The sequence below is a fragment of the Streptomyces sp. BR123 genome (genome assembly GCF_013401435.1).
GTDB lineage: Bacteria > Actinomycetota > Actinomycetes > Streptomycetales > Streptomycetaceae > Streptomyces.
Map to the genome: position 1 here is coordinate 1 of NZ_JACBGN010000486.1, position 3110 is coordinate 3110.

2 protein-coding genes are annotated in these 3110 nt (G+C 77.6%); both read left to right on the forward strand.

Going from position 1 to position 3110, the window contains the following annotated elements; translation table 11 throughout:
- Nucleotides 1–2102: FtsK/SpoIIIE domain-containing protein (locus HYE82_RS35365; protein WP_256988155.1), on the forward strand; the 2102-nt coding region annotated here is incomplete at its 5' end.
- A gap of 159 nt (nt 2103–2261) precedes the next feature.
- Nucleotides 2262–3110: ABC transporter substrate-binding protein (locus HYE82_RS35370; RefSeq protein WP_179178327.1), on the forward strand; the 849-nt coding region annotated here is incomplete at its 3' end.

Sequence of the window (3110 nt, forward strand, 5' to 3'; positions counted from 1 at the left end):
GGTTCGGGGCGTGGGCGCGGCGGTGGATGCGGGGCGGGGAGGAGCCCGCGGATTCCGCGCCGGCTCCGGCGGCCGCGGCTGCGGTGCCGGACGCCGACGACCCCGCCGCCCTGCTGCTGGCGGCCCTCGCGCCCACCCCGCGGCTGTGGTCCCGGCCCCGCGGCCGCCTCGACGTCGGCCTCGGGGCCGGGAGCCGGATCGCTCTCCAGGACGTCGGCGCGCTCGGCATTGCCGGCCCGCGCGCCCGGCTGTCCGGGGTGGCCCGGTCGGTCGTGGCCCAGCTGGCCGCACTGCACGCGCCCGCGCAGCTGGAGATCGTCCTCATCAGCAGCGACCGGGCCCGTCCGGTGGCGCAGCGGCGCGAGGAGTGGGGCTGGCTCGGCTGGCTGCCGCACGTACGGCCCGCGCACGGCCAGGACTGCCGGCTGCTCCTCGCGTACGACCGCGACCAGGCGGCGGCCCGCACCGCCGAGCTGACGCGCCGGCTCGACGAGGGCCCCCTCGGGGTGAACTGGGCGACCGCCGCCCCCCGCGCCGTCCGCGAGGCCGCGGCCGCGTACGCGGGGCCGTACACCCTGCTCGTCGTGGACGGGGACCCCGGCACCTCTGCGGTGCGCGACCTCACCGGCCGGCTCGCCTCGCACGGCGCGGCCGCCGGGATCCACGTACTGGTGCTGGCCGAGGCGCCGGCCGCGACCCCCGCCTCCCCGCTCGCCGACACCTACGAGGCCGCCTGCGAGGCCGTCACCGCCTTCCGGGACTGCGGCGCCGCCGCCGTGCTCAGCGGCGACGTGGCCACCACCGTACGGACCTTCGCCGTCGCCGGCGGAACACCCTGCCCGCCCGGCACCACCGCCACCGCCGACGCCGTCTCCGCGGCCTGGGCGGAGCGGTTCGCGCGGGCGCTGGCCCCGCTGCGCTCCGGAACCGCCGGAGCCGCGCCGCAGCAGTCGGCGGCCGCCGCACTCCCCACGACCGCGCGGCTCCTCGACGAGCTGGGCCTGGCCCGGGCCACCCCGGCGTCGCTGATGGCGCGCTGGGCCGAGGCGACCGAGCAGGGCCAGGGCGTCGGCGGACTCGTCGCGTTCGTGCTCGGAGGCGGCCGCGGCGGCCCGGTCGGGGCCGAACTGGTGCAGGACGGGCCGCACCTGCTCGTCGAGGGCCCGGCGGGGAGCGGCCGTACCGAGCTGCTCCGCTCGGTCGCGGCGTCGCTGGCCGCCGGGGCGCGGCCCGACCGGCTGGCCCTGGTCCTGCTCGACGGGGCGGGCGGGGAGCGCGGTGACGGGCTGCTGCCCGCCGCCGACCTGCCGCACGTCTCCGCGCACCTGGTCGCCGCCGACCCGGTGCGCATGAGGGAGTTCGCGCAGGCCCTGGGCGCGGAGCTGAAACGGCGTGCCGAGCTGCTGGACGGGCTCCCGTTCGCGCAGTGGCATGCCCGCCGGGAGCTGGCCGACCGCATGGTGTCGCCGCGCCGGCCCTCCGCGGCCGAGCAGGTCGCCGCCGAGCAGGGCGGCGGCGATGGGGATCCGCCGCGTACGGGGACGCTGCGGCTGCGCGCCGCCGCCGTACGCACGGACCCGGCGGCCGGGCCGAGCCCGCTGCCCCGCCTGGTGGTGCTGGTGGACGACCTCGACGCGCTGGTCGCGCCGGGCCTGGGCAGTGCGGGCCGGCCCGCCGCCGGGTCGGTGGTCCGCGTCCTGGAGGCGGTGGCCCGGGACGGGGAGCGGCTCGGCGTGCACCTGGTGGCCGCGACCGCCCGCCCGGACCGTACGGCCGACACCGAGCTCGTCCGGAGCTGTGCGCTGCGGGTGGAGCTCGACGCGCCGGACCGGCCGGGCCCGGGCCGCGGCCTGCTCCGCTTCGCCGACGGGCGGACGGTCCCGTTCCAGGGCGGCCGGGTGACCGGCCGGATACCCCGGACTGCCACCCAGCGGCCGACGGTGGTCCCGGTGGAGTGGGAGCGGATGGGTGATCCTCCGGCCCGTCGCCCGGTGCGCGAGCTCGGCAACGGCCCGACCGACCTGGCCCTGCTGGCCAGTGCCCTGGACCGGGCGTCGCACCTGGTCTCGGCGGTGCCGGTGCTGTTCCCGGCCGCCCCCTGACCCCGGCCGCGGCGCCCCGGCGAGGCACGTCGGGATCCCCGCGGGGATCCTGCGGGCCCGGCGCGCCGCCGCCGCGGGGCGGTGACGCGGTATTGCGGGGGTGCCCGGCTCGGCGTAGACCTGTGGAACGGGTCACACCACGGGAATCGGGGGCGAACCATGCTCAGGCAGGGAACGAACCGTACGAAGAACCGTAGGAGCAGCAGCCGTGCGTGGGTGGTCCTGGCCGCCTCGGGCGCCCTCGTCCTGAGCGGGTGCGGCGGCGGGGGCTCGAAGGCGGATCCGCCTCCGGGGCCGACTGCCCCGGCCGCGCCGCGGGTGGAGTTACCGCGGCTGGACGGGGAGAAGTTACAGGTCTCGGCGGTGTGGACGGGCCCGGAGCAGGCGAACTTCGAGAAGGTGCTGAGGGAGTTCGAGAAGCGGACGGGCGCCGCGGTCACCTTCGTGCCGGCCCAGGACCCGATCGTCACCTTCCTCGGCACGAAGATCGCGGGCGGGCAGCCGCCGGACGTGGCGCTGCTGCCGCAGCCCGGGGCGCTGGCCGCGGCGGTGAAGAACAAGTGGGTGCAGCCGGTCGGCCCGGAGGCGCAGGCCCAGCTCGACGCGAACTACTCGGACGGCTGGAAGAAGCTGGGCGCGGTCGACGGCACCCCGTACGGGGTGTACTACAAGGCCGCCAACAAGTCGCTGGTCTGGTACGACGCGAAGGCCTTCGAGGCGGCCGGGGTGCAGCCGCCGAAGACGTGGAAGGATCTGCTGACCGTCGCGGACACGCTGTCGGCGTCCGGTACCCCGGCGCTGTCGGTGGCCGGCGCGGACGGCTGGACGCTGACGGACTGGTTCGAGAACGTCTACCTGTCGCAGGCGGGCCCGGAGAAGTACGACCGGCTCGCCAGGCACGAGATCAAGTGGACGGACCCGAGCGTCGGGCAGGCGCTGACCACGCTCGCCGAGCTGTGGAGCCGCAAGGACTTCCTGGCGCTGTCTCTTATAGACATCTCCGAGCCC